Annotated in this window: 26 protein-coding genes; 24 read left to right on the top strand and 2 right to left on the bottom strand. The window is 37.7% G+C overall.

Features of this window, described 5'->3' with window-relative positions; all coding sequences use genetic code 11:
* Positions 1-53: 53 nt before the first annotated feature.
* Both BW721_RS05165 and BW721_RS05160 read right to left on the bottom strand, forming a co-directional pair.
* On the bottom strand, positions 54-329 hold the full coding sequence (locus BW721_RS05165; protein WP_076766779.1) for a DUF1827 family protein: 276 nt from the start codon (positions 327-329) through the stop codon (positions 54-56).
* A 259-nt stretch (positions 330-588) separates the two neighbouring features.
* A complete protein-coding gene (locus BW721_RS05160) occupies positions 589-2,781 on the bottom strand; it encodes an ATP-dependent Clp protease ATP-binding subunit (protein ID WP_076766777.1) in 2,193 nt (730 codons plus the stop codon).
* A 381-nt stretch (positions 2,782-3,162) separates the two neighbouring features.
* On the opposite strand from BW721_RS05160, the gene BW721_RS05155 reads away from it, so the two are divergent.
* The 24 genes from BW721_RS05155 to carB all read left to right on the top strand — a co-directional run bounded on the left by BW721_RS05155 (position 3,163) and on the right by carB (position 26,494).
* Positions 3,163-3,429, top strand: coding sequence for a phosphocarrier protein HPr (locus BW721_RS05155; protein WP_076766775.1), 267 nt, complete (start codon positions 3,163-3,165; stop codon positions 3,427-3,429).
* 1 nt (position 3,430) lies between these two features.
* A complete protein-coding gene (gene ptsP, locus BW721_RS05150) occupies positions 3,431-5,161 on the top strand; it encodes a phosphoenolpyruvate--protein phosphotransferase (RefSeq protein ID WP_076766773.1) in 1,731 nt (576 codons plus the stop codon).
* Between the two features lie 132 nt (positions 5,162-5,293).
* Positions 5,294-6,499 (top strand): glycosyltransferase family 4 protein, encoded by a 1,206-nt coding sequence (locus BW721_RS05145; protein WP_076766771.1) that lies wholly within the window; start codon positions 5,294-5,296, stop codon positions 6,497-6,499.
* Between the two features lie 270 nt (positions 6,500-6,769).
* Positions 6,770-7,219, top strand: a complete 450-nt coding sequence (locus BW721_RS05140) for a hypothetical protein (RefSeq protein WP_076766769.1) — start codon at positions 6,770-6,772, stop codon at positions 7,217-7,219.
* A 67-nt stretch (positions 7,220-7,286) separates the two neighbouring features.
* Entirely contained in the window at positions 7,287-7,622 is a 336-nt protein-coding gene (locus BW721_RS05135) for a hypothetical protein (RefSeq protein ID WP_076766766.1), read from the top strand.
* A gap of 117 nt (positions 7,623-7,739) precedes the next feature.
* Complete coding sequence (locus BW721_RS05130) at positions 7,740-9,827, top strand: ATP-binding cassette domain-containing protein (protein ID WP_076766764.1); 2,088 nt, start codon at positions 7,740-7,742, stop codon at positions 9,825-9,827.
* 115 nt (positions 9,828-9,942) lie between these two features.
* Positions 9,943-10,812: an NAD(P)-dependent oxidoreductase gene (locus BW721_RS05125; protein ID WP_076766762.1), complete on the top strand. Its 870-nt coding sequence runs from the start codon at positions 9,943-9,945 to the stop codon at positions 10,810-10,812.
* Between the two features lie 110 nt (positions 10,813-10,922).
* Positions 10,923-11,153, top strand: coding sequence for a YkuJ family protein (locus tag BW721_RS05120; protein WP_076766760.1), 231 nt, complete (start codon positions 10,923-10,925; stop codon positions 11,151-11,153).
* A gap of 183 nt (positions 11,154-11,336) precedes the next feature.
* On the top strand, positions 11,337-12,578 hold the full coding sequence (locus tag BW721_RS05115; RefSeq protein ID WP_076766758.1) for a homoserine dehydrogenase: 1,242 nt from the start codon (positions 11,337-11,339) through the stop codon (positions 12,576-12,578).
* A gap of 20 nt (positions 12,579-12,598) precedes the next feature.
* Complete coding sequence (gene thrB, locus BW721_RS05110) at positions 12,599-13,468, top strand: homoserine kinase (RefSeq protein WP_076766756.1); 870 nt, start codon at positions 12,599-12,601, stop codon at positions 13,466-13,468.
* Between the two features lie 421 nt (positions 13,469-13,889).
* Positions 13,890-14,417: a YqeG family HAD IIIA-type phosphatase gene (locus BW721_RS05105; RefSeq protein WP_076766754.1), complete on the top strand. Its 528-nt coding sequence runs from the start codon at positions 13,890-13,892 to the stop codon at positions 14,415-14,417.
* Complete coding sequence (gene yqeH / locus BW721_RS05100) at positions 14,410-15,549, top strand: ribosome biogenesis GTPase YqeH (protein ID WP_232222946.1); 1,140 nt, start codon at positions 14,410-14,412, stop codon at positions 15,547-15,549. The genes BW721_RS05105 and yqeH overlap by 8 nt, the downstream gene beginning before the upstream one ends.
* A 14-nt stretch (positions 15,550-15,563) precedes the next feature.
* A complete protein-coding gene (gene yhbY / locus BW721_RS05095) occupies positions 15,564-15,875 on the top strand; it encodes a ribosome assembly RNA-binding protein YhbY (RefSeq protein ID WP_076766752.1) in 312 nt (103 codons plus the stop codon).
* A 44-nt stretch (positions 15,876-15,919) separates the two neighbouring features.
* Entirely contained in the window at positions 15,920-16,567 is a 648-nt protein-coding gene (locus BW721_RS05090) for a nicotinate-nucleotide adenylyltransferase (RefSeq protein WP_442905241.1), read from the top strand.
* The gene (gene yqeK / locus BW721_RS05085; protein WP_198031406.1) at positions 16,560-17,153 is read left to right on the top strand and encodes a bis(5'-nucleosyl)-tetraphosphatase (symmetrical) YqeK; all 594 of its coding nucleotides are present in this window, start codon (positions 16,560-16,562) and stop codon (positions 17,151-17,153) included. Before BW721_RS05090 ends, yqeK begins: the two co-directional genes overlap by 8 nt.
* A gap of 10 nt (positions 17,154-17,163) precedes the next feature.
* Positions 17,164-17,523, top strand: coding sequence for a ribosome silencing factor (gene rsfS, locus BW721_RS05080; RefSeq protein ID WP_076766744.1), 360 nt, complete (start codon positions 17,164-17,166; stop codon positions 17,521-17,523).
* Entirely contained in the window at positions 17,523-18,269 is a 747-nt protein-coding gene (locus tag BW721_RS05075) for a class I SAM-dependent DNA methyltransferase (RefSeq protein ID WP_076766742.1), read from the top strand. Before rsfS ends, BW721_RS05075 begins: the two co-directional genes overlap by 1 nt.
* Positions 18,270-18,291: 22 nt before the next feature.
* Entirely contained in the window at positions 18,292-19,479 is a 1,188-nt protein-coding gene (locus tag BW721_RS05070; protein WP_076766740.1) for a nucleotidyltransferase, read from the top strand.
* 94 nt (positions 19,480-19,573) lie between these two features.
* Entirely contained in the window at positions 19,574-20,131 is a 558-nt protein-coding gene (locus BW721_RS05065; protein WP_076766738.1) for a YceD family protein, read from the top strand.
* Between the two features lie 48 nt (positions 20,132-20,179).
* Positions 20,180-20,359, top strand: a complete 180-nt coding sequence (gene rpmF / locus BW721_RS05060) for a 50S ribosomal protein L32 (protein ID WP_076766734.1) — start codon at positions 20,180-20,182, stop codon at positions 20,357-20,359.
* Between the two features lie 148 nt (positions 20,360-20,507).
* Positions 20,508-20,882 (top strand): DUF3397 family protein, encoded by a 375-nt coding sequence (locus tag BW721_RS05055; protein WP_076766732.1) that lies wholly within the window; start codon positions 20,508-20,510, stop codon positions 20,880-20,882.
* 27 nt (positions 20,883-20,909) lie between these two features.
* On the top strand, positions 20,910-21,935 hold the full coding sequence (locus BW721_RS05050) for a glycosyltransferase (RefSeq protein ID WP_076766730.1): 1,026 nt from the start codon (positions 20,910-20,912) through the stop codon (positions 21,933-21,935).
* Between the two features lie 274 nt (positions 21,936-22,209).
* Entirely contained in the window at positions 22,210-23,310 is a 1,101-nt protein-coding gene (gene carA, locus BW721_RS05045) for a glutamine-hydrolyzing carbamoyl-phosphate synthase small subunit (RefSeq protein WP_076766728.1), read from the top strand.
* A complete protein-coding gene (gene carB / locus BW721_RS05040) occupies positions 23,303-26,494 on the top strand; it encodes a carbamoyl-phosphate synthase large subunit (RefSeq protein WP_076766726.1) in 3,192 nt (1,063 codons plus the stop codon). The genes carA and carB overlap by 8 nt, the downstream gene beginning before the upstream one ends.
* Positions 26,495-26,594: the final 100 nt, after the last annotated feature.

The raw sequence follows: 26,594 nt of genomic DNA, 5'->3' as shown, positions 1-26,594 counted from the left end.
ATGTCGATAAAAAAGGAGTGGGGAATTTTCCCACTCCTTTTTCTCTTATCATGTTACTTAATATATGAAAGCTCTACAAAGTTGTGTCCAGGCATCACTTCAACATCATCTACTGTCATTTGTAATAACTTATTTAAAACAAAATCAATCTCATTCTGTTTTACACGGCGATTACGATTTAGTAATATAATGTCTTCGTGTGTCGGGGCGCCAGTATAAATGACTGTCGTTTGACCAAGTGAGAATACCTTCACCATTGAAGCGTCAGTATTCGCTAATTGTTCACGAACCAAGTCAAAATGGCTGTTTGTTACATCGATTAATTTCATGTGACACACCCCTCGCTAAGTTAAATTGTATTGTTAAAACTATTATAAACCTTTTACTGAAATTATAATAGTATCAAAATTGTTAAACTGTCAATTGTTTTTTTGAAAATGAGATGAGAACGTGATGCAACACATAGATTATAGTGATTAAAAAGGTTTATTGATATTAAAAAGCACCCAAGTTCATGTACCGACCTCCAATCGTTAGATTTTTGGTCTAACTTTTGGGGGTCGGTACAATCTTGAGTGCTTTTTAGTTTTAATCATCTATCTGGCTGTCATTCTCCTTAATAACAATGTCATTATCTTCATTGACATCAAATAGAATCGTTTTAATGTGCGGATTATCTAAATAATAGTCAGCTACTCGGTCTTCAATATGTTCTTGAATGACACGGCGAAGTGGACGAGCACCCATGGCAGGATTGTAGCCGACATCTATTAGTTTCTCCTTAGCCTTATCGCTAATAATAATAGTGATATCTTTATCTTGAAGAATACGATTAACATCCTCCAACATCAACGACAGAATCTCGGATAGATTTTCTTTAGATAGAGAGTTAAATTCGACAATCGCATCAAAGCGGTTGATGAACTCTGGCTTAAAGTAATCACTTAAACGATTCAAAATCGATTTTGTTTGACCAGATAGGGCAGCGCCAAAGCCAACATTAGCTTCTTGACTACCTGTGCCAGCGTTAGAGGTCATAATAATAATCGTATCTTTGAAGCTAATAGAACGACCTTGAGAATCAGTCAAGCGACCATCATCAAGAATTTGTAGGAAGAGGTGCATCACGTCTGGGTGAGCTTTTTCTACTTCATCAAGTAAGACAATACTATATGGGTTTCTTCTGACACGTTCGGTTAATTGTCCAGCCTCTTCATAGCCAACATAACCAGGAGGTGATCCAATCAGTTTTGAAACAGCATGTTTTTCCATATATTCACTCATATCAAAGCGAATAATGGCATCTTCTGTGCCAAACATTTCAATCGATAATTGTTTAGCTAATTCTGTTTTACCAACACCTGTAGGTCCGACAAATAAGAAGGAACCAATTGGACGGTTTTTACGAGCAAAGCCAATACGGTTACGGCGGATTGCTTTGGCAACTTTATCAACGGCTTCATCTTGACCGATAACATGTGTCTTCAAGTCTTTATCCAAGTTTCGTAATTGCTCTTGTTCCTTTTCAAGTAAATCACCAACTGGAATATTAGTCTTGATTTCGATAATAGTCTGAATGTCTTTTTCAGTAACGATATTATCTTCACCACTTGCTTGGGGATTTTCTTTCATATTCTTTAAGTGAGTAATTTGATCACGGTAGTAGGCCGCTTTTTCATAGTCTTCTGCGTGAAGAGCAGCTTGTTTTTCTTGCTCAGCTGTTTCCATACGGTCATCAATTTCTTTGGGATCAACTAATTTTAGTGATAGATTCTTTTTAGAACCTGATTCATCAAGTAAGTCAATTGCTTTATCCGGTAAAAAACGGTCTTGGATATAGCGATGTGATAAATGAACCGCAGCCTCTAGAGCTTTATCTGAATAGCTCACCTTGTGATAGTCTTCATACTTGTTGCGTAAACCTTGTAGAATAATCAAGGTTTGCTCCGGTGTAGGTTCATTAACACGAACGGGTTGGAAACGACGTTCAAGGGCAGGGTCTTTTTCAATTTTACGGTATTCATTTAAGGTTGTGGCACCGATTAATTGTAGTTCACCTCTAGCCAAGGCTGGTTTTAGAATATTACCTGCGTCCATACTACCTTCAGCGCTTCCTGCTCCAACGATTTCATGAATTTCATCGATAAATAAAATGATTTTCTTGTTTTCTCTTACTTCATTCATCAGTTGTTGCATCCGTTCCTCGAATTGTCCACGGATACCTGTTCCTTGAACAAGTGAAACAACATCTAATCGGATGACTTCTTTATCGAGTAGCTTTTGAGGCACATCGCCATCGACAATGTTTTGAGCAAGTCCTTCTACAACGGATGTTTTACCAACACCTGCTTCACCGATTAAGACGGGGTTGTTTTTATTGCGTCGATTTAGAATTTCAATGACACGAGCAATTTCACTGTCACGGCCAATAACAGGATCAATGGCACCTTGTCTAGCTAGCTCCGTTAAATTAACACCAAATTGGTCTAGCAAGCCGCTACCGCCTTGTCCTTTACTAGGACGACTAGCAGGGTCTTGTGATGGTTGTTGACGATTTTGATTAGGGAGTTGACGGAAGAATTGTTCCAAATCACCCATATTAAAAGGGTTACCGTTATTAGCAGACGAACCAAAGAATCCCATACCGCCGCGATTTCTATTTTGTGAAGCTTGCCACTGTTGATAACAATTTTGACAAAGGTCTAATTTTTGAGTTTGACCATTGAGGGTTGCATACAAATGAATGGATGCTTCATTTTTTTCACAATTCATACATTTCATGGGCTTAACTTCCTTTCTGATGAGTATTGTTATTTAATTACTTTTTTTATCAATTCAAGGTCATTTAACCTTGTGATCTTATTATACATTGACCAATTTTGACTTTCAAGTTTTTTAACTTAGATGTCTTACAAGCAAGATGAGAAAGGCTTAAGGATAAGCGTCATCAATAAATCATCGATTTATAATAATTGATGAGATTTTCTCATCAAAAATGAGATTTACTTTGAAAATAGTTGTTCTTATTGAGAAAAAATGGTAATCTTATTCTATGAAAGGGTTATATTTCCTGTTTTTTTATTTTGCTTATTTTTAAAAAATTTGTGGAGTAAAAGGAGAGGTCTTTTAACCTATAAATTCATAAAAAAGGGGATTAGCACAATGGAGAAAAAAGATTTTCATATTACTGCTGAAACAGGGATTCACGCAAGACCTGCAACATTACTTGTACAAACTGCAAGTAAATTCAACTCTGATATTAACCTTGAATATAAAGGTAAATCAGTAAACTTGAAATCAATCATGGGAGTTATGTCACTTGGTGTTGGCCAAGGCGCAGATGTAACAATTACAATTGAAGGTCAAGACGAAGCTGAAGCTATGGCTGGTATCGTCGAAACACTTAAAAAAGAAGGGTTAGCTGAATAATATGGAAAACCGTTTAATGGGTATTGCTGCTAGCGATGGTATCGCAATCGGTAAAGCCTATCTATTAACGGAACCTGATTTAACCTTTGCTAAAAAAACAATAGATAATCCAGAAGGCGAAATTACTCGACTTCTGGATTCTTTTGAGAATGCGAAGCGTGAAGTTCAGGCAATCCGTGATCATGTTGCTATTGCAGTAGGTGAAGAAGAAGCACAAGTGTTTGATGCACATGTGATGGTTCTTTCGGATCCAGAAATGTTAGATACAATCAAATCAAATATTACTGATAACAAAGTAAATGCTGAACAAGCATTAGCAGATGTATCAGGACTGTTTATCGCTATGTTCGAAGGTATGGTTGATAACCCATATATGCAAGAACGCGCAGCTGATATTCGCGACGTAACTGAACGTGTTATGGGGCATTTATTAGGGGTTAAAATTCCTAGCCCAGCAACAATTAAAGAAGAAGTTGTTATTGTTGCAAAAGACTTAACACCAAGTGATACAGCACAATTAAACCGTCGATATGTCAAAGGTTTTGTAACCGATATTGGTGGACGTACATCTCACTCAGCTATCATGGCTCGTTCGTTGGAAATACCAGCTGTCGTTGGAACAAAAACGATTACAGAGTTAGCTGCTGATGGCGTAATGGTAATCATCGATGGATTAGATGGGAACATTATTGTTAATCCAGATGAAGCAACGTTAGCAGAATACAAAGAAAAACAAACAGCTTTTGAAACGCAAAAAGTAGAATGGGCTAAACTAAAAGATGCTAAAACTGTCACAAAAGATGGTAAGCATGTTGAACTAGCCGCAAACATTGGTACACCTAAAGATTTACAAGGTGTTAATGATAACGGTGCAGAAGCAATTGGTTTATACCGTACTGAATTTTTATACATGGATTCAGAGCAGTTTCCAACTGAACAAGAACAATTCGAAGCTTACAAAGCCGTTCTCGAAGGTATGAATGGCAAGGCTGTTGTTGTTCGTACAATGGATATCGGTGGTGACAAGGAATTACCATATCTTCAATTGCCTGAAGAGATGAACCCATTCTTAGGTTACCGTGCAATCCGTATCTGTTTAGCAGAACCTGATATGTTCCGTACGCAATTACGTGCGTTATTACGTGCGTCTGTATATGGTAAACTTCGTATTATGTTCCCAATGATTGCAACTTTAAATGAATTTAGAGAAGCAAAACAAATGTTGGAAGAAGAAAAAGCTAAATTAGTTGCTGAAGGTCAATCAGTATCTGATGAAATCGAAGTAGGGATTATGATTGAAATTCCAGCTGCTGCTGTATTGGCGCACCAATTCGCTAAGGAAGTTGACTTCTTCAGTGTTGGTACTAACGATTTAATCCAATACACAATGGCTGCAGACCGTATGAACGAACGCGTATCATACTTATATCAACCATATAACCCAGCTATCTTAACACTATTGAAACACGTTATCGATTCAGCTCATGCTGAAGGTAAGTGGGTTGGTATGTGTGGCGAGATGGCCGGAGACCAAACAGCAGTACCATTGTTATTAGGACTAGGCTTAGATGAATTCTCAATGAGTGCATCAAGTATCCTAAAAACAAGAAGCTTACTAGCTAAACTAGATTCAAAAGAAATGGAAGCTCTTGCTCACAAAGCAATTAATGAGTGTTCAACTGTTGAAGAAGTTATTGCGCTAGTTGAAGAACTAACAGAATCATTAAGTTAAAAAGGGTGGAGGCTGGACGTAATTGTCTAGCTCCTTTTTTGATTATTGGACTAAAGTCTAGTGTTTTTTTTGAATGGGTTCCTATATACTTAATTTATAAAAAAACTTACTGGAGTGATAGAGGGTGAAAACATGCGAGTAGGAATGTTTACGGACTCATATTTCCCACAAATTAGTGGAGTATCGACTTCGATCAAAGTTCTGAAAGATGAACTTGAAGCACAGGGGCATGATGTGATTATCTTTACAACAACAGATCCCAACGCTCCTGATAGCGAAGACGGTATTGTTCGACTGAAAAGTATTCCATTTTTCTCATTTAAGGACCGAAGAATTGCCATAAAAGGTTTTTCTAAGGCTTTAAAAGAAGCGAAAAAACAACGGATCGATATTGTGCATACCCATACTGAATTTAGTTTAGGATTGACTGGGAAATTTGTTGCCTATATGTTAAAAATACCGACCATTCACACTTACCATACGATGTATGAAAAATATTTGCATTACATTGCCAATGGTAAAATTATTAAGGTAAGAGATGTTAAAATAGTCTCGCGTGCGTTCTGTAACCGAACAAAAGGCGTGATTGTTCCTAGCCAACTCATGAAGGATACCTTACGTTCGTATCATGTCTCTAAAGAAATAAGAGTGATTCCAACTGGCGTGACACGAGTAGAAAAAAATCCCTCTATAAAGAAAGAATTAAGACAAAAGCTAAGCTTAAATGAAGAGGATATTGTTTTATTATCCTTATCACGGTTAGCTTTTGAAAAAGACCTTGATAAAATGATTATCGCTTTCCCAAGTATTTTAGAAGGCCAATCAAATGCCAAATTAATATTTGTTGGCGATGGTCCTGCGCGACAATCACTAGAAGAATTAGTGGCAGAAAAAGGGTTAGAGGAAGTTGTGACATTTGTAGGCGAAGTGAACAACGAATCTGTTTATGAATGCTATCAAATGGCAGATGTTTATGTGAGTGCGTCTGCAAGTGAAACACAGGGACTCACTTATTTAGAGAGCATTATGAACGATTGTCCAGTCGTAGCGAAGGAAAATGATTACCTAAAGGGTATTATTAAAAATCCGACGCTAGGATCACTTTACAAGGATGATCATGAACTGCCAGCTGCTGTTAACCATGTGATCGAACAAAAACAGGCTGAAATAAATCAAGAGTGGGTAGACCAGCGACAAGAATTGATCAAAGAATTATCTTCAGAAACCTTCGGAAAAAAAGTCATTAGCTATTATAAACATGTCATTGAAAATTATTATTTTGAAACCGAAGACGAGCCAATGTCCTTATTGAAGTATTACTCAAGACTGAAATCATAATAAAAGATTGGTAAAAAGCCGTGTAGATGTTATATACATTTACACGGCTTTTTTGATGTTAGCTTGTATAGTTAACTACAAATAATTATATAGATTCTCTTATTCAATTTACCCAATAGGGTGCGCTTTTTAGTTAATTTCTAACCAAATAGTCATATATGACTATTTGGTTAGAAATTAACTATTCTGTGTTATATTAAATATAATCATAGAATAAAAAAGTATTTTATTTTTATGACAAACATCCTCGGATGAGAAAGGATAAGTAATATGAAATATAAAAAAAGTATCTTATTGAGTATCTTAGTGCTTGTTGTATTAATTGGTGGCTTTTTTAGTTGGAAAATCTATCAAGATAAGACTAGGGAGTTTATAGATGTTACGGATTTAAATGATATTACTATGGTGAATCAAGACGGACAACTGTATATTGTTGGAATCGCAGATTTATCTCGATTCGAAAGAGTTGCTAACTACGGGGCAATTCAAGTCGGGAATTCAGTATATATTTACATTACAAAGACAAAGGCTATTGTCAGAAAAAATGAAGTGAGTGAAAATATTTCGAATATATTAATAAGTGATGAGGAAATCGAACCTGAAAAATATTATATCGTTAGTGGCGAGGGTATTGAAGTAAAGCCAACAGATAACCCTAGAGAGAACTATTATGATATAACAAAGTATTCTGAAATTAAAGAACTTGAAGAAGCCAAGTAAATTGTAAGTTTTTGAAAGTATCTGAGTGAAATATTTATATTAATATATTGAGAGGAAGTGGAAAAATATGAAGAAAAAACTATCTTTAATGATTTTGGGACTATTAGTTATCTTTAGTCTCTCTTTACCTAGTGTACAAGCAGCACAAGGCACTTGGAACTCAAGTTGGCAGTGGGATGCTAATGGAGTTTCAAGTATTGGTACAGCAAATGCTCAAAATGAAAGTGGTTATTTTTCTTTAAGAGTTATTCGCGCAGGAAATCAGTTTATTGGAAATAAAAATGTTCTTTTAGCTCCAAATCAGAGCGCTTCTACAAGTTTTTGGGGGCAACCGCTATTAGATAGACAAGGACAAGTATTAGTTTCAGCTAGGTACTATCATACGCCATGGTTCGATATATAAGTTTTTAATTCTAAAAAGAGTCAACACATTGGCTCTTTTTTTGGAGGAGTATAAATGCTTGAAATCAATAATCTCTGAAAGAGGTATGACGGCGAACTAATATTGGAAGATGTTACAATGAGCTTAGATGATTCTTCTAAAATTCATGTGCTTATAGGAGAAAGCGGTAGTGGAAAAACAACATTATTTAATATTATTTTCGGACTAGATAATGACTATACAGGGGAATTTAAGTTGTTTGAAAAACAATCTTCTACTATTTCAAATAATGAGTGGGCTTCAATAAGGTCACATGATATGAGAATGGTTTTTCAAGATTATAAATTATTGGAAAACTTTACTGCCTATGAAAATATTTATCTTTCAGGACAGTTTTCTGAAGAAAAAATCAATTTGGTGTTCAAAGATTTAGATATCTATGACGTTAAAGACCACTTAATATCTGAATTAAGTGGGGGCCAAAAACAAAGAGTTGCCATTGCAAGGGCGGTTATTACAGAACCACAAATTTTGCTTATGGACGAACCGACAGGCAATCTAGATGGAATGACAACAGATAAGATAATGACTTACTTAGATAAATTAAAGGAAAAAGGGATTTTAATCGTTGTTATAACTCACGATGAGGCCTTAGCTGAGGCTGCTGACGTTGTATACAAACTTCAGCATAAAAAAATCACCTTAATAAAGACTAAACATGAAAATTCAACAAAAAAATCCCAAAAAGAGAGTAAAATAACTAATTTAAAGGACGCTAAAGCTAGCAATCATGTCTGGGAGTATACAACCAATAATTTGAAACGGACTTGGAAGAAAATATTTTTAACAGCCATCCCAACAATTATGATTATGACGATGTTCATCTTAGCTTTTTCTGCATACCGTTCTAATTCAACGTTGTCTTTTCAGAAAATATTTGCTGGAATCGGAGATAATATGATTGTTTTGGATACGCAAAAACTAAACTCAGATACAGTAGAAACGTATAATGATAAGGGTATATTAAGTTCTTTTGATGGTGAGCGTATTGGTTTTTCAACTGCAGATGTTCAACGTGTAAATGATATTGATTACGTAAAGGAAGTCATTCTAGTGTCGGAGGATATTCAATCGAACTATGATTTTAATTTTAATACATTTAACCAAACCTTTTCTCAGATAGACTTCACAGATTCAGTGAAAAAATATGTTGGCATTGTGTCACCAGTAGAAAATATAGGATTCAACTTTGTTAAAAATCATGTACCTTTTAACATAGCTCATGATTATAATAAAGATAATGTTACCTTTATTTCAGGTGATTTTCCTAAAGACAATAGTAATGAACTAGCAATTCCAGATGTCTATTCGCTACTAGCATTTAATAATGAAGACTTCAGTAAAGTAGTAGGAGAGTCAATTAATTTAGAAGTTAGAAACGCTCAAAATGAAATAGAGCAATATAGCTATCAGATTAGCGGTGTTTATAATACAAATTTTAGAAATGTTGTAGAGAGTCAGTATCCAATTTATACCGGTTATTTTTTGGAAGATGCATCTCAAATATATCGGACAGAGGAATCGTATGAATTCTATAGACGAGTTCTGTCAGAAAATCCGCAAACAGAAACATTCAATCAACAACTGATTAAGACCTATCAAGACTATCAGACTGCTGTAGGGACAGGCTTAATGACCATGATAGTCAAAGTCGATAGCTCTCAAAACATTGAATACGTTAATAAAGAATTACAAGCAATCTATCCTTCTTATAAACGCGTTTCACAATATGATTTAAAAAGAGGAGAACTTTCAACTATTTATAGATCACTAGTAAATATACTTGTCATAGGATCTACGATCATTGCTGTTGTAGCAGGTATTTTAATATCCTTTTTAAATAAAGGATATATTTACAATCGTAGTAAGGAGTTGGCAATACTCTATAGTATTGGGTATAGAAAAAAAGATATATTTATGATCATTTCACTAGAAAACGTCATATTATTTAGTGGCTATTTCCTTATTTCCATCATAGTCGCCTATTTTTCTAATTTACTTTACTTTAGTCAAACACCAAGGTTTATGCTGTTTGACAATATTTTTGAATCAATAAATATGATTTCTATCATCCTACTAGTCTGTATCATGCTTATCATTTCTATTGTATGGGGAGTTAACGGCGTTAAACAGAAAAACTTAAAAACATTTTTAAATAAGAATTAAACTAATTTCTATAATTTTGAACCTCCTTTAAACAGACTGTTTGGCATGACAGTTAACTTTTTAGGAGGTTCAATGCTATACTAATTGATAAGAACTGATTATTGGAGGAATGGATATGACAAAGACAATTGGATTTATTGGAACGGGTGTAATGGGGTCTTCGATGGTGAGACACCTTTTAAAAGCAGGTTATCAAGTCAATGTCTATAACCGTACAAAACATAAAGCAGATGCCTTAGTTGAAGAAGGTGCTATTTGGCAAGATACACCGGCAGAAGTAACAAAACAGTCTGATGTCATTATTACAATTGTGGGTTACCCAACCGATGTGGAAGAAACTTATTTTGGTGAAACTGGTATTCTGAATGTTGCTAAAGCAGGCGATATTGTGATTGATATGACAACAAGTACACCATCATTAGCGGTTAAAATTTATGAAGCTGCTAAAGAAAAAGGCGTACTAGCGCTTGATGCACCAGTTTCAGGTGGAGACATGGGTGCTAAAAATGGAACATTAACAACCATGGTCGGTGGCGATCAAGCAACATTTGATGCAGCAGAAGCAATTTTAAATACCTTCTCAAGTAAAGTCATGTTGCAAGGAGTAGCCGGAAGTGGCCAACATACGAAAATGGCTAATCAAATTATGATTGCTGGAACAATGACAGGAATGACTGAATTAATGGTTTATGCTAAAGCAGCAGGCTTGGATATTGAAAAAGTAATCGAACAAGTTGGGGCTGGTAGTGCGGGAAACTGGTCGTTGAGTAACTATTCACCACGTATCTTGAAAAAAGATTTTACGCCAGGGTTCTTTGTTAAACACTTTATTAAAGATTTGAAGATTGCCTTGGATGAAGCAGATAAAATGGGGATTGATTTACCAAGCACAACTTTAGCTAAAGATCTCTATGAAAAATTAGCAGATAAGGGCATTGAAAATGATGGCACGCAGGCTTTGATTAAACTTTGGTGGGGAGAGTAAAGGAAATCCTCAGACTGATAATAAAATTCTAAAATTACGCATAATTTGATGCGATGAAAACGAAATAATGCTAGAATAGATAAGAAGTCAGTCTGGAAAGGGGAAAAACTATGAAACCTTCACAATTATCTGCAATCATCCGACGACTAGAAGTGATGATGGAAGACAACGGAGAAATCGAAGTTCGCCGTTTTGAAAAAGATGGAAACGAGCGATGCGTTGTTAAATATAACCGAGATGCTGAAACATTTGAGTTAGAAGAGCACGCAAGTAATCAAACTTATCAATTTGATGATTTAGATTTAGTAGCAATTGAAATCTTTGAGTTACTACAAGACTAAAATAAAATGATGTCTACTAAAAATCCCGCTGAGTCATTCTGACTTTTGCGGGATTTTTTTCTTCTATTTATAATGTATGCGTTATCATTGAAGGTTTCTAATTTATTTTTAACTTTTGGGTAGAGAAATTTAAAAATATTAAGTATACTGGGGAATAATAGATTAGGGATAGGGGAGACGACAGTGAAGGAAACAGTGAAAATAGGGTTATTAGGATTTGGAACAGTTGGTTACGGTGTCTATGATATTTTGAAAAACAATCAAGAGAAATATGCATCGCTAACACAAATAAATATTGAAGTTAGTAAAATTCTTGTTCATGATACGGCAGCTTTTCCTGAAGCGCTAGCAGCTGGGATTCCCTTGACGGACCAATTTGAGGAGATTGCTCAAGATGACAGCATTTCAATTGTTGTTGAAGTAATGGGAACAGTTGATGTTGCAAGAAACTTTATTACTAAAGCTCTTAATAGTGGAAAAAACGTTGTAACAGCAAATAAAGATTTATTGGCTGTTCATGGTGAAGAACTTTATGCGCTAGCTGAAAAAGTGGGTAAAGACCTTTACTTCGAAGCGAGTGTGGCAGGTGGTATTCCGATTTTGCGCGCCCTTAACGAGAGTTACATTGGTGATAATTTGCAAGAAGTGCTGGGGATTGTTAATGGAACAACCAACTTTATGCTGACAAAAATGCAAGAAGAACATTATAGCTACGCAGATGCATTGGCTTTGGCTCAACAATTAGGTTTTGCAGAGAGTGATCCAACAGGAGACGTTGAAGGGTTGGATGCAGCACGTAAGGTAGTTATTTTAACTAAGTTAGCGTTCGGCAAAACCATTACAATGGAGCAGCTGCCAACAACGGGTATTTCTGCTCTTGATTTAGCTGATTTTGAGCGTGCAAAAGCACTCGGCTATACGATTAAACTAATCGGTAGCTCAAAAGTCGTTGACGGCCATCTTAATGTTGAAGTAGCACCGATGTTAGTTCCACTTGACCATCCACTAGCGCATGTTAAAAATGAAAACAATGCCGTTTATGTGACGGGAGAAGCTGTCGGTGAAACGATGATGTATGGACCGGGAGCAGGTCGTATGCCAACTGCAAATAGTGTGGTTGCTGATATCTTACAAGTTGCAAAAAATATTAAAGAAGATCGTACAGGCAAAGGTTTACCAACGATTACATCAGATGTGGTCTTAGGACAAGCTAATCCGACTTATACAGATGTCTTATTGCGTTTTAAACAAGTTGAGAATCAAGGTTTAACTATTACTCATCCACAACTCACACAATTAGATGGCGCAGATGGTAAAGATTATATCCATGCTTCGCAAGTAAGCAAACAAGAATTGGAAGCAATAAAAGATCAACTTGAAAAGGACCATCAGCTTGTATTTGAAGCTGTTTATCAATCTATTTAATTATACAAAGGAGTTTCTTTATGACTGTCATTAAAGTGCCTGCTACATCAGCGAATTTAGGACCGGGATTTGATTCGATTGGAATGGCTGTAGCTGTTTATTTGGAGTTGGAAATTTTAGGACCTTCTGAAGAGTGGTTCATTGACCATGAGATGGGGGAAGCTATCCCGTCCGATGATCAAAACCTTATTATTCAAACTGCCATACTAACATCAGCTACACCATTAACACCGCAGCGGTTGAAAATGACATCAGCTATTCCACCAGCAAGAGGACTAGGTAGCAGTTCGGCAGCGATTGTAGCCGGAATCGAATTAGCTAATCATTTGGCAGACTTACAATTGACAACTGATGAGAAAATTCAAATAGCTAGTCGCATTGAAGGCCATCCAGATAATGTTATGCCAGCAATTACAGGTGATTTAGCGATTGGAACGATGATTAATCAAGAAGTCATCTGGAAAACAACTGATTTTCCTGACTGTGCATTGATTGTAACGGTGCCAGAACGAGAACTCTTGACATCGGCTAGTCGAGCAGTCATGCCAGAAAGTCTCTCTTTAAAAGATGCCGTTGAAGGTAGTGCCGTTGCCAATGTTATGGTAGCTGCACTTTACCAAGGGGACATTGAAACAGCTGCTCGCTTGATGGAGAAGGATGTCTTTCACGAACCTTACCGCCAAACTTTGATTCCCGAGCTCAATCAGATTCGCCAACTAGCAAATCAAGAAGGGGCATACGGTGTTTACTTAAGTGGTGCTGGCACAACGATTATGACGCTGGCCAAGCCAATACTTGCCGAAACAATTCAAGAACGCATTAAAGATGAATTTCCTGATTGCCACGTTTTCTTAACGACAATAGACAAAGAAGGATCTCGAATCGAATAGTTAGACCAAAAGAGATTAAGCTGTGTGCTTAATCTCTTTTTCTATCCGTAAGTGTACGATACAGCTTTTTAAAACAGGCTGTATCGTACACTCGATGCTAGAAATGTAAGATACAGACTATTGGATTGAAGCTGTATCTTACATTTGGGCAGTTAACTGTAAGATACAGCACTTTTTTGGAGGCTGTATCTCACATTAGCGATAGGATATCAGTCCTTTTTTATTTTTATGAGCGACTACTCAGAAGAAACAGGCTTTTCTTGTATTTCTTTGCTATTCTTATATAATTAAGGTAAAATAATGTGTTCATAATCATTAAAAAAATAGAGCGTGAGGTTGGATTGGCACTAAAAGAATGCGTTATAGTAACGCTGTGTTTATTTCTTATCCTAGCCTCTTCTTTTTATGAGAAGGAGTCAATATGTTTAATAAATTTAAGCCTGTGTGGATGGTAGAAAGTGTCTATCAAATTTCAGCTGATCAATTAGAAAAACACAATATCAAGGCAGTCTTTTGTGATTTAGACAACACACTGATTGCGTGGAATAATCCAAATGGTACAGAAGAGTTACTAGCATGGATTGAAGAAATGAAAGAAAATAATATTCACGTTACGATTGTTTCAAACAACAAGGGAGACCGTGTTCAAAAGGTAGCAGAGCATTTAAAGCTTCACTATATTCCGCGAGCACTTAAGCCTTTAAAGAAAGGATACCGTCAAGCAATAGAACAAGCTGGTGTGCCAATGGACCAATGTGTGATGGTTGGAGACCAATTGATTACAGATATTTTCGGTGCTAATCGTTTAGGACTGAAAACGATTTTGGTGATACCGATTTTGAATTCGGATGCTTGGAATACACGTATTAATCGCTTCTTCGAACGGATTATTATGAAAAAATTACTAAAAGACGACCCAGATATGAAATGGAGGAAACGACTTGACTAGGGAAGAAATAGAAGAATTAGAACAAGAAGAACTGTTTTGTATTGGCTGTGGTTCACAGATTCAAACAGACCATAAAACGGAACGTGGTTATACGCCGATGAGTGCCTTGAAAAAAGGACTTGAAAGTGGCGAATTATATTGCCAACGCTGTTTCCGTTTGCGTCATTATAACCAATTGGAAAAGGTTTCTGCTACAGACGATGAGTTCTTGGAGATGCTAAACCAAATTGGTGAGAAAAATGCCTTAGTTGTGAACGTAGTGGATATTTTTGATATGTACGGCAGCATGATTCCAGGCTTACACCGTTTTGTAGGATCTAATCCTGTCTTGATGGTTGGCAACAAGGTAGATGTTTTACCAAAATCAGTGAAGCATTCTCGTGTGAAACATTGGATGTTACAACAAGCGCACCAAGTTGGGCTTCGTCCGTTTGATGTGGCACTTGTGAGTGGTAAGACGGCTAATCAAATTGATCGTTTGTTAGAAATTATTGAAGAAAACCGTCAAGGTCGTGACGTTTATGTGGTTGGTGTAACTAACGTAGGTAAATCAACTATTATGAATCAAATTATTAAAGCTGCTACCGGAAGTAAAGAAGATGTGATTACAACATCACGCTTCCCTGGAACAACACTTGATTTAATTAAGATTCCTTTAGATGATGGTGCATCATTAATCGATACGCCGGGAATTATTCACCGCCACCAAATGGCTCATGTGTTAACGGCAGAAGATTTAACGATTGTGTCTCCACAAAAGGAAATGAAACCTGTCACTTTCCAATTGAATCCAGCACAAACACTCTTTATGGGTGCGGTGGCACGATTTGATTTTGTTGAGGGCGAACGCTCTTCATTTACCTGTTATTTTGCTAATGATTTGAAGATTCATCGGACTAAGCTTGAAAAAGCCACTGACTTCTACGATAAGCATAAGGGTGGGGTGTTGCAGCCGCCTAATGAAGCTAACATTGGTGATTTTCCGAAGTTGGTTCGTAAAGAATTCCAAGTTAAAGAACCGTCAGATATTGTCTTTTCTGGTTTAGGATGGGTAGCCGTTCAAAAACCGGGTAAAGTGGCAGCTTGGGTGCCGGAAGGCGTAGACGTTGTTATTAGAGAGCAGATTATTTAAGGAAGAGGTTTATTATGGAATTAAGAGGAAAACAAAAACAATTTTTAAAGAAAGAAGCACATCACTTACAAGCGATTTTCCAAATTGGTAAGGGTGGTTTGTCTGATGAAATTGTTAGACAGATTGATGAAGCCTTAGAAAAAAGAGAATTAATTAAAGTGAGCTTGCTTCAAAATACTGATGAGGTAGCTGCTGACGTCGCATTTGAAGTGGCAGAACGTGTTGGCGCAGTTGTCGTTCAACAAATTGGTAAAACAATTATTTTTTTCCGTGAATCATCAAAAGAGAAGAACCAACGTTTATCTCTTTTAGTTAAGAAAATATAAGCGAATCGTATTCTAGAAAGGTGGAATTTTCAGTCATGGTCAAGTTGTTTGATGTTCAGATACCAGAATTTATTGTAGTGGAAAAGACGAGTGTTGAGCCACAAGAGGTGACTACAGAGCGCAAGCGTGTAGGCATTATTGGTGGGACATTTAATCCACCACATTTAGGTCATTTGATCATTGCTCAGCAAGTTGGGCAGCAGTTGGCTTTGGAAAAGGTTTACTTTATGCCAGATGCGGAACCGCCTCACATTGACGAGAAGCCTTTTATTGACGGCAAGCATAGAGAAGAAATGGTTAAGCGTGCGATTGCGGATAATGATTTGTTTGCATTAGAAGATGTAGAATTAAAGCGCGGCGGTAAAAGCTACACCATTGATACGATGAAGGAACTAATTGAGAAAAACCCTGATACAGACTACTATTTTATTATTGGTGGCGATATGGTTGCCTATTTACCAAAGTGGGAACGAATTGATGAGCTTATGACGCTCGTTCATTTTGTTGGGGTTGTTCGCCCTGGTTATCCAGATACGAGCCCTTATCCGATTATTTGGGTGGATTCTCCTTTAGTGGATATTAGTTCTACTAGGATTAGAACGATGGTTAACTGTGGCCGTCCGCTAAGGTATATTGTTCCTGAGAGTGTAGAGCGTTATATTAGGGAAGAGGGGCTATATGTCAATGACTAAGCTACTGTATTCAAACCGTTATACGACTTGGACACGCGATGCCATTTTAGAGGCAGTTAAGAGTCGTGTTACTGAAGCTCGTTACGAGCATATTTTAAGAGTAGAAGAAACAGCTATCAGATTAGCTGATCACTATAGCGCAGAAACTGAAGCCGCTAGCCTTGCGAGCATTTTACATGATTACGCCAAAGATATTCCGAGAGCAGACATTGAAGTCTTAGTTGATCAAGGCCATTTGCCTCCCGAGCTATTAGACTTCGGAAGTCAAATTTGGCATGGGCCTGCAGCAGCTTATTATGCCCAAACACTATTTGGTATTCAGGACCAATCAATTTTGGATGCTATAGCCCAACATACCATTGGCGGCCAAATGATGCCATTAGTGAGTCAGATTGTTTTTATAGCAGATTATATTGAACCAGGTCGCCAGTTTCCAGGTGTAGAGGAAGCAAGACGACTGGCTGATCAAACGTTAGAATCAGCAGTTGTTTATAAAATCAAACAAACACTACTGTACTTGATAAAAAAAGAAATTGTGATTTACCCAGAAACGTTCCATGTCTATAATAAATGGATGGGAAAATAGGAGGAAACATATGTTGAACAGTGAACAAATCTTAGACGTCGTTGTGAAAGCAGCAGATGATAAACTAGCAGAAGATATTACCGTTTTGGATGTACGTGGATTAACCACTTTAGGCGACTACTTTGTGATTATGAACGGTCGTAACGAGCGTCAAATGGGTGCGATTATTGATGGCATTGTCGATGAAGCCCACAAAAATAAAATCGAGATTAAAAACCAAGAAGGAAAAGACTCAGGAAACTGGGTATTATTAGATTTGGCAGATGTGGTTGTCCATGTCTTTAGTTCCGGTGAGCGGTCATATTACAATTTGGAAAAACTATGGAGTGATGCGCCGATGGTTGATATCAGCGCTATGATTAGTAAGTAATGAGCTATCACATTTTTTCACATTTTTATGATATGGTAATGGATCAAACCGTCTACGATCAATGGTTGTCGTTTGTGGAAGGTTACCGTCAACGCTACCATCAATCTAAAGAACAGCTAGCCATTTTAGAGTTGGCTTGTGGAACAGGGATTATTGCGCTTAAATTGGCTGAGGCGGGTCATGATGTGACAGGCTATGATTTGTCTGCTGATATGTTGTCACTTGCTCAAGATCGGATAGAGGAAGCTGATCAAGAGATACAACTTATAGAAGGTGACATGAGGGAATTACCAGACATTCAAGCTTTCGATATGGTGACTTGTTTTTCTGATTCGTTATGTTATTTGCACCAAGAATCAGACCTCTTGCACGTTTTTGAAGGGGTTCATCGTAACTTGAGTGAAGGTGGGACATTTTTATTTGATGTCCATTCGCTTTTTCAAATGGACCACGTTTTTCCAGGGTATCAGTATATCTATCAGGAAGAGTCAGAGGTCTTTTTGTGGGAGAGTTTCATCGGTGATTATGATCATTCGGTCGAGCATGTGTTGACTTTCTTTGTGGAAAATGAAGATGGTCGTTTCGATCGACTGCAGGAAATTCATCAAGAGCGTTCATTCCCGCTTGAAACCTATCAACGACTATTAAAAGAAGCTGGATTTTCTTCAGTAGAACTAACAGCTGATTTTGGGGAATCACCTGTTGATGAAACAACAACGCGCTGGTTCTTCGCAGCGAAAAAATAGTAAATGCGTTAGGATGAATGAAATGAAAAGTTGTGGCATTATAGCGGAATATAATCCTTTTCATTATGGGCATGCTTATCAGATCGAACAGGCGCGCAAGCAATCTCAAGCGGATGTGATGATTATTGCGATGAGTGGTAATTTCACTCAAAGAGGTGAACCAGCCATTTTTGATAAGTGGGAGCGAGCTAAGGCAGCACTAGAAAATGGTGCCGATTTAGTTGTTGAACAGTCGGTTTTAGGAAGTGTTCAATCATCAGATTTATTTGCGGAGGCGGGCATTCGTCTGCTTGATGCGCTTGGTTGTGACAGCTTTTCATTTGGAGCAGAGACGGCTGATGGTGAACGATTAATTCAGTTAGCTGACCAGTTGATTCAACAAGAAGCCGCTATTAACCATGTTTTTCAACGTGTTCGAAACGATGGACGGACATATGCGAGCCAAATGACTGATGCGATTCAAGCTGTCTTAGGCCCTAGTAGCCTACCAGAGACGTTTTGGAAAGCAAACAGCCAATTAGGTTTAGCCTACTTGAAAGCAAATCTGAGGGCAACTAGACCCATTGAAGCCTATCTTGTGGAACGCATGGGTGCTGGTCATCAAGGGGAGCTTGATCGAGAACAACAATTTGCTAGCGGGACAGCTATTCGTCAATTAATTCATAGCAGAAAGTTTGCTGAAGCCAAACAATGGATGCCGCTAAAGGATGAGAGTTCCGTTGCTCATAGTCCAGCTGCCAGTTGGGTACACTTCTGGCCATTATTACGCTATCGTTTGTTGCTTCTTAGTCCAGAAGAGTTACGTTTGATTTATCAAATGGAAGAGGGAATTGAGCATCGCTTAAAAAAATATGCCGCTCAAGCAGATTCTTTTGATTTATTTATCAATCTAGTAAAAAATAAACGTTGGACTTGGGTTAGACTACAACGACTGGCGGTGTATGTTTTACTCGATATTCGAAAAGAAACGGTTGCGAGTTTTTTTTCGCAACCACCACTCATCCGTGTACTAGGTTTTACAGAAAAAGGGCGTCGCCATTTAAAAGCGATAAAAAAAACAACCAATAGTCTGATTTTGACAAATGTGTCTCAAAAAAATCATAGCTATTATGAAAAAGAGATTCAAGCCGATCAAATTTATCAATTCGGCTTGGAGTTAAAACAATCTGAACAAAATTATACGCGCGCACCAATTGTTATTAAGAGTTAAATGAGAAACTTTTCTATAGCTTGTAAAGTAAAAGCCATTGACAAACAATTTTTTCACTAGTATAATTCAATTTGTTATTTTAGGGGTGAAGGAAATGAAGTGGACCTTAAAAGAAATCCAAGAACATCGTGGTGAACCACTACAATTTGAGGAAACAGTCAATTGTGAAGCGTCACTGATGAAAAGGGATAGAGAAATCCTGGCAGTTTCAGATATTAAAGCAACTGGTTTTCTATTATATGAAAATCGATCAGTACTTGCCAATTTCCAGATCGATTATACGATCACCCTGCCTTCGTCACGTTCATTGGAGCCGGTAGAATTGAAAGTAACTGTGCCAATTTTTGAGACTTACGTGGAAGATGAATCGTCATATGACGTTTCAGAAGAGTCAGTCGATGTGATTATTCCAATTGAGAATAATGAAGTTGATTTGACACCGGCAATAGAAGATATGATTCTGTTGAATATTCCTGTTCAAGTTTTCACTGAAGAAGAGCTTAGCTCTGAAGAGATGCCGAAAGGCGCTAATTGGTCAGTTGTGTCTGAAGATGATTACCAGCAAAAACGGGCGCAAGAAAAAGAAGATCAAGTCGATCCGCGTTTAGCAGATTTAAAGGCTCTTCTGGAAGACGAAGAAAACGAAAGATAAAGTTCTACCTGCTGCTAAAGCAGCAACATTATGGGGAGGTGTAAGGAAATGGCAGTACCTAAAAGAAGAACATCAAAAGCACGTAAAGCTAAAAGACGTACTCATTTTAAATTAGAAGTACCAGGATTGAATGCTTGTCCAAATTGTGGTGAACTTAAAAAGAGCCACCACGTTTGTGCTTCATGCGGTCACTATGACGGCAAAGAAGTTGTATCAAACGAAGCATAATTCCAAAACGATTCAACCGAGTGATAGTATATCCTCGGTTTTTTTGTTACCAAAAATTGCTGTTACGTCATTTCATTAAGCTTTCAGCTTAAACCTAGCTTATAATAACGGTATCGGTTAAAATAAATGAACGAAAGGACGTGATGGCTTGCAACCCATTGATTTGTTTGAAGTATTTTTATATCTTTTCCCGCTTTTAGAAATTATCATCATCTCCCTGTTTTACAAACCTTTTTTACACTATAAAACATTTAAATTATCTGTGACAGATGTAACTATGCCGATACTCTTGTTAGGGATTCACCTACTGAGTGTACGCTTGTTAACATACAGTCTCTTACCACATTATATCCTTCTTGTTTTTGCTTTAGGATTATTGATCACACTTTATTTTGATTTTTCTAAAAAAACAGTTAAATCAAATAAAGTATTTTCAGTGTGGTTAAAGATTGCCTTTATAATTGGTTTTATCATGTATTATGCTATTGTTATTGCAAGACTTGTTCAACGAATAAGAGGCTAGGTTGACAATGAATCAGAGGTGGTTAAGATGAAGATACTGTTATATTCAGAAGCAATGAAATGGATTGAAAAGTCAGGCCTGGGAAGAGCGATTAGCCATCAAAAAAAAGCACTAGCAATGAATCAAGTGGCTTATACGACTGATCCTAATGATTCTTTTGATTGTGTTCACATTAATACTTATTTTTTCAAATCAATCTTACTTGCCAAGCGGATGAATAAAAAAGGGATAGCAGTTGTTTACCATGCGCATTCAACAGAAGAAGATTTTAAAAATTCTTTTTTATTTTCTAATGTATTATCATCGTTATTTAGGGAATGGATTATCAGGTGTTATAACTTGGGTGACATTGTTATAACACCAACACCTTATGCTAAACAACTCTTAGAAAAAGAAGGCGTCAAATCTCCGATCTATCCCATCTCCAACGGGATTGACCTTAGTTTTTATCAATCAACAAATGAGATGAACCAGCGATTTCGAGACCGCTATGGCTTTTCATCGACTGATAAAATAATTATGTCAGTAGGACTTTACATTAAACGGAAGGGCATCCTTGATTTTGTCGCCTTAGCCAAACGAATGCCCGACTATCAGTTTATCTGGTTTGGTTATCTCGATTTAAAAAAAGTACCAAGAGAAATTAGACAGGCTGTAAAAACAGAGTTACCGAATTTAACCTTCGCGGGTTATGTTCCAGCCGATTACTTAAAGGAAGCTTATGCCGGGACCGATTTATTTTTCTTCCCTACTTATGAGGAGACAGAAGGCATTGTCCTTTTAGAGGCGATGGCGATGGGGAAGACCTGTCTTATTCGTGACATCCCTATATACTCAGATTATCAAGATGGTAGTCACCTTTATAAAGCGAGTAATCAGGAAGAATTTTATACGGCAATTAACCATATTTTAGAAGGGGAATGGCCATCCTTGCAACAAGCTAGTTTACAAGCTGTGCAACAACGTGACATTAAAGAAATTGGAAAACAATTAAAAAAAGCTTATCAAGATGCGACAGAGATAAAACAAAGCAAATCCTTTAAAAATAGATAGGAAAGTTGAAAAATAAATCTTTTTTCACTTTTTAATAGAAATCAATTGAAATATAAGTGATAATATTCTAAAATTAATCTCAGCTATCTCTCATACGTGATATGAAGATAGCGAAAGTCTTTAACTTAGCACAGAGAGGCTAACAAGGCATGCTAAACGATTGATGTTAGACGACCGTTAAAACGCGCCTGGAATAGGTGCGTTTTTCTTACATTCAAATGTTTCATGCGAGGCTGAAAGTTGGACTGTTACTATTAAAGTCGGGAGGAACAATATGAAGCAACGCAGATATTTAGTTTTAGAAGATGGTAGTTATTACCCAGGTTACGCATTCGGATCCGGGGGGGAGACGATTGGGGAACTTGTTTTTAACACAGGTATGACTGGTTATCAAGAAACATTGTCAGATCCATCGTATGCAGGACAAATTATTACATTTACTTATCCAATGATTGGTAATTATGGTGTCAATGAGGACGATTATGAAGGCGTTCATCCTGGCTTAAAAGGAATGGTTGTTCACGAAGTCGCCGATCACCCTAGTAATTTCCGATCAACCAAAACGTTAGATGATGCATTAAAGGATTTTGGTATTCCAGGGATCCAAGGTGTCGATACGAGAAGTATTACTAAACGAATTCGTCGTGCTGGCGTTATGCGGGGGGCATTAGTTAACACGATTGATCATTTAGAAGAGACGATTGCATCCTTAACAAGCTATCAATTACCGAAAGATGAGATTCAAAAACGAGCAATAACTGAGGCGAAAACCTATGACGGTAACGGCAAACATGTCGTTTTAATTGATTTCGGATCAAAAGAAAACATTTTATCTGAACTGTTAAAACGTGACTGTCGCGTAACCGTTGTTCCTTGGAACACAACAGCAGAAGCTATTCTTGCTTACCAGCCAGATGGTGTTATATTAAGTAATGGACCTGGGGACCCTAAAGCTGTTCCAGAAGCGATTCGAACCGTTAAGGAACTGATTACAGAAGACCATTTGCCACTATTTGGTATTTGTTTGGGACATCAGTTAATCGCCTTAGCAGCGGGAGCTAAAACCTACAAATTAAAATTTGGTCATCGTGGCGGCAATCATCCTGTTAAAAATCTAGAAAAAAACAACATTATTTTAACAAGCCAGAACCATGGCTACGCGGTAGATGAATCGAGTTTAGAAGCGACTGATTTTATCGCCACGTATACAGCTTTAAATGACGGTACAAATGAAGGTATAAAACATAAAGATAAAACGATTTTCTCTGTTCAGTTCCATCCAGAAGCGGCACCAGGTCCGCACGATGCAAACTATCTGTTTGATGAATTTATAGCTGCTTTACAGCCAGCTCAAGGAGGAACTGTTCATGCCTAAACGTACTGATATTAAAACCATTTTAGTAATAGGGTCTGGTCCAATTATTATTGGACAAGCCGCAGAATTTGACTATGCTGGTACACAAGCCTGTTTGGCACTAAAAGAAGAAGGTTACCGTGTTATCTTAGTGAATTCGAACCCAGCGACCATTATGACGGACGTTGAAATTGCAGACAAGGTTTATATGGAACCTTTAACCTTAGAATTTATTAGCAATATTATTCGTAAAGAAAGACCCGATGCCTTATTACCAACGCTTGGCGGTCAAACAGGCTTAAATATGGCTGTTGAACTTGACCGTGCCGGCGTCTTAGAGCAATTTCAAGTTGAACTATTAGGAACGAAGTTGAGTTCTATTGAACAGGCTGAAGACCGTGATTTATTCCGTCAATTAATGATGACGCTAAATCAGCCAGTTCCAGAAAGTGATATTGTTCATACGGTTGAGGAAGCAGTGGCTTTCTCTGAAACAGTGGGCTATCCGCTGATTGTGCGTCCTGCCTTTACTATGGGTGGTTCTGGTGGCGGTATTTGTAACGATGAAGAAGAATTACGTGACATTGTAGCAAATGGTTTACGCTATTCACCTGTAACCCAATGTTTGCTTGAAAAATCAATTGCAGGCTTCAAGGAGATTGAATACGAAGTCATGTGCGATAGCAATGACAATGCCATTGTGGTCTGTAACATGGAGAACGTTGATCCTGTTGGCGTTCATACGGGAGATTCGATCGTTGTTGCACCGGCTCAAACCATGTCAGATAAAGAGCATCAAATGCTACGTGATGTGTCACTGCAAATTATCAGAGCACTAAAAATTGAAGGTGGCTGTAATGTGCAGCTCGCACTCGATCCACATTCCTTTGACTACTATGTTATTGAAGTGAACCCGCGTGTAAGCCGATCGTCAGCATTAGCCAGCAAGGCAACCGGCTATCCGATTGCTAAAATGGCAGCAAAAATCGCTGTTGGCCTAACCCTTGATGAAATGAAAAATCCAGTAACAGGGACATCATACGCTGCTTTTGAACCAACACTAGACTATATTGTTTCAAAAATTCCGCGCTTTCCATTTGATAAATTTGAAAAGGGCGACCGTAGTTTAGGAACACAAATGAAGGCAACTGGTGAAGTGATGGCAATGGGCCATACCTTTGAAGAGTCGATGTTAAAGGCTGTTCGCTCGTTAGAATACGGTGTGCACCATTTAGGGTTGCCACAAGCTCAAGCAGAATCAGTAAGCATGGAAGAGATTGAATCTCATATTCGTCTTGCTTGTGATGAGCGTTTGTTCTATGTAGGAGAGGCACTGCGTCGTGGTGTAACCGTTGAGACTATTCATGAGTGGAGTACCATTGATTTCTTCTTCCTTTATAAATTTAAACATATTATTGATCTTGAAAAAGAATTAGTTGAGCATCCAAATGATTTAGAGCTATTGGCTGACGTTAAAAAATATGGCTTTAGCGATCAAATTATTTCTGAACTATGGAACATGCCAACGGAAGACGTTTATACCTTGCGTAAAGAAAATGGCATCGTGCCTGTTTTCAAAATGGTTGATACCTGCGCGGGTGAATTTGAATCTTCGACGCCTTATTTCTACAGTACTTATGAAACTGAACAGGAATCAATTCCAAGTGATCGTGAAAAAATCATTGTTTTGGGTTCAGGACCGATTCGTATTGGACAAGGTGTGGAGTTTGATTATGCGACCGTTCATGCTGTTTGGGCGATTCAAGAAGCGGGTTATGAAGCGATTGTTATTAACAATAACCCAGAGACTGTTTCAACAGACTTCTCGGTATCGGATAAACTTTACTTTGAGCCGTTAACGGAAGAAGATGTTATGACTATTATTGATTTGGAGCAACCTAAAGGGGTTGTTGTTCAGTTCGGTGGTCAAACAGCTATTAATCTAGCTGACAAACTGGTTAAATACGGTGTTAATATCTTAGGAACAAGTCTCGAAGATTTGGATCGAGCAGAAGACCGTAAGTTATTCGAACAGTTATTGCGTGATTTAGATATTCCTCAGGCACCTGGTAAAACAGCCGTTACTGTTGAAGAAGCAGTAGCTGTTGCTGATGAGATTGGCTATCCTGTTTTAGTTAGACCGTCTTATGTACTGGGTGGACGTGCGATGCAGATTGTCTACAATCAAGCTGACCTTGAGCGTTACATGAAGGAAGCTGTTATTGCTAGTCCTGACAGACCAGTTCTAGTTGACCACTACTTAGTAGGGCAAGAGTTAGAAGTGGATGCCATCTGTGATGGCGAAACAGTCGTGATTCCAGGTATTATGGAACATATTGAACGTGCTGGCGTTCACTCTGGTGACTCGATTGCTGTTTATCCACCGCAACGACTAAGTGAAGAGTTACGGAAAACGATTGAAGACTATACGATTCGAGTGGCGCAAGGACTCAATACGGTAGGCTTAGTGAATATTCAATTTGTTATTAGTGATGGACGTGTTTATATTATTGAAGTAAATCCGCGCTCTAGCCGGACCATTCCGTTTTTAAGTAAGGTAACGGCTATCCCAATGGCGAAATTAGCTATGAAGGGTATTTTGGGGCTAAGTTTAAAAGAGGCTGGCTATACAACAGGCCTTGTAGACGATCAAGATGGCGTCTATGTAAAAATGCCAGTGTTTAGTTTTAGCAAGCTGAAACAGGTTGATACCGTATTAGGGCCAGAAATGAAATCAACTGGTGAAGCAATTGGGAAGGATATCAACTTACCAAAGGCCTTATACAAAGGGTTCGTTGCTTCAGGCATTCGTGTGCCGGCTTATGGGGCAGTTTTAATGACTGTAGCTGATAAAGATAAAGAAGAAGCGATAGCGATTGCCAAGCGCTTTGCTCGATCTGGCTACCGCTTAATTGCAACAAAAGGTACTGCGCAAACCTTAGAAGCAGCTGGACTTGAAGTAGAAACGATTGATAAAATCAATGCTAGTAATAATGATATTTTAGATGCGATTCATAATGGAAGAATCAACTTAGTAGTGAATACGATGACAACAGGGCAAACGAGTGAAACAGATGGGTTCCTTATTCGTCGAGAAACTGTGGAAAATAATATTCCGTGTTTGACGTCCTTGGATACTGCAGAAGCATTATTACAGGCTGTTGAAACTACGCATTTCCAATTGGAAGATATGTCTAAAGCATAAAATAATCAAAAAATGGGAAAAGTCCCCACCAATTTAAAAGTTAATAAAGCTTGTAAAATCAATCCTTTTTCTGAAATTAATCAGAAAAAGGATTTTTTTT

Source organism: Jeotgalibaca sp. PTS2502 (assembly GCF_001975685.1).
Classification (GTDB): domain Bacteria; phylum Bacillota; class Bacilli; order Lactobacillales; family Aerococcaceae; genus Jeotgalibaca; species Jeotgalibaca arthritidis.
The sequence above is the reverse complement of the archived record's forward strand: the minus strand, read 5'-3'. Positions and strand labels throughout refer to the sequence as shown.